Raw genomic sequence first — 1,323 nt, 5'->3', positions numbered from 1 at the left:
CAAATTGTATCTTAGCTGAGGATTGCGTGCCAGTGGCAAGCTTGAAGCCTGTTGTGACTAGCATTCAAATTGTATCTTAGCTGAGGCAACCAAAACAATATACAACTACAATGAAGGTTGTGACTAGCATTCAAATTGTATCTTAGCTGAGGGAAGAATGTACTATGTGATCAGTGCAGCTAGTTGTGACTAGCATTCAAATTGTATCTTAGCTGAGGTGTGCATGTCTGATGGCAATATCCCAGAAGGTTGTGACTAGCATTCAAATTGTATCTTAGCTGAGGTAGGAGGCTTTGCCGGAACAATGTTGACAAGTTGTGACTAGCATTCAAATTGTATCTTAGCTGAGGGATGAGCTTTAGCGGCAAGACGTGCATACTGTTGTGACTAGCATTCAAATTGTATCTTAGCTGAGGGTATTTCCTACCGCACCTGTACCGTAAACTGTTGTGACTAGCATTCAAATTGTATCTTAGCTGAGGATTACATTATAGTGGCCCTACCGGGAAGGGTTGTGACTAGCATTCAAATTGTATCTTAGCTGAGGAATCATAGATGCGCATAACCATGTCGGCTCGTTGTGACTAGCATTCAAATTGTATCTTAGCTGAGGAAAAATGATGATCTTTTTCTTTTCCTCGGCGTTGTGACTAGCATTCAAATTGTATCTTAGCTGAGGCTACCATAAGTTTCAACAAATGGGACAAGTGTTGTGACTAGCATTCAAATTGTATCTTAGCTGAGGGGGGCATGGCCATTGAGGGCAACTCATACGGTTGTGACTAGCATTCAAATTGTATCTTAGCTGAGGTAGCTACATCCTGAGGCACCGGGCCATCTAGTTGTGACTAGCATTCAAATTGTATCTTAGCTGAGGATTTAAAAGGTTGCGTATGTTTACATGAATGTTGTGACTAGCATTCAAATTGTATCTTAGCTGAGGCTGAAGGTGTCGTTCAGCAATTCAGCTCCAGTTGTGACTAGCATTCAAATTGTATCTTAGCTGAGGCCTGTAAAATAAGGTTGTATTAATTTAGTGTTGTGACTAGCATTCAAATTGTATCTTAGCTGAGGTATCTGCGACAATTAAGCTTATATCATACTGTTGTGACTAGCATTCAAATTGTATCTTAGCTGAGGAATAAGTTCGACAAGTCCGTTAAAAGCATAGTTGTGACTAGCATTCAAATTGTATCTTAGCTGAGGTGAGTAAAAAGAATAAAAACCAACTCACGTGTTGTGACTAGCATTCAAATTGTATCTTAGCTGAGGAAACCAAATTGCAGGCTGCCCGAACTGATTGTTGTGACTAGCATTCAAATT

The 1,323-nt window shown here is 40.1% G+C and carries 1 CRISPR repeat array.

Annotated elements, in window-relative coordinates:
* Positions 1-50: 50 nt before the first annotated feature.
* Positions 51-1,272: direct repeats of the CRISPR family, unit length 36 nt; unit sequence GTTGTGACTAGCATTCAAATTGTATCTTAGCTGAGG.
* Positions 1,273-1,323: the final 51 nt, after the last annotated feature.

This window comes from Roseivirga sp. UBA838 (genome assembly GCF_002296035.1).
Taxonomy (GTDB): Bacteria; Bacteroidota; Bacteroidia; order Cytophagales; family Cyclobacteriaceae; genus Roseivirga; species Roseivirga thermotolerans.
Note: the sequence above shows the minus strand (reverse complement) of the source record. Positions and strands in the feature narration are given on the sequence as shown.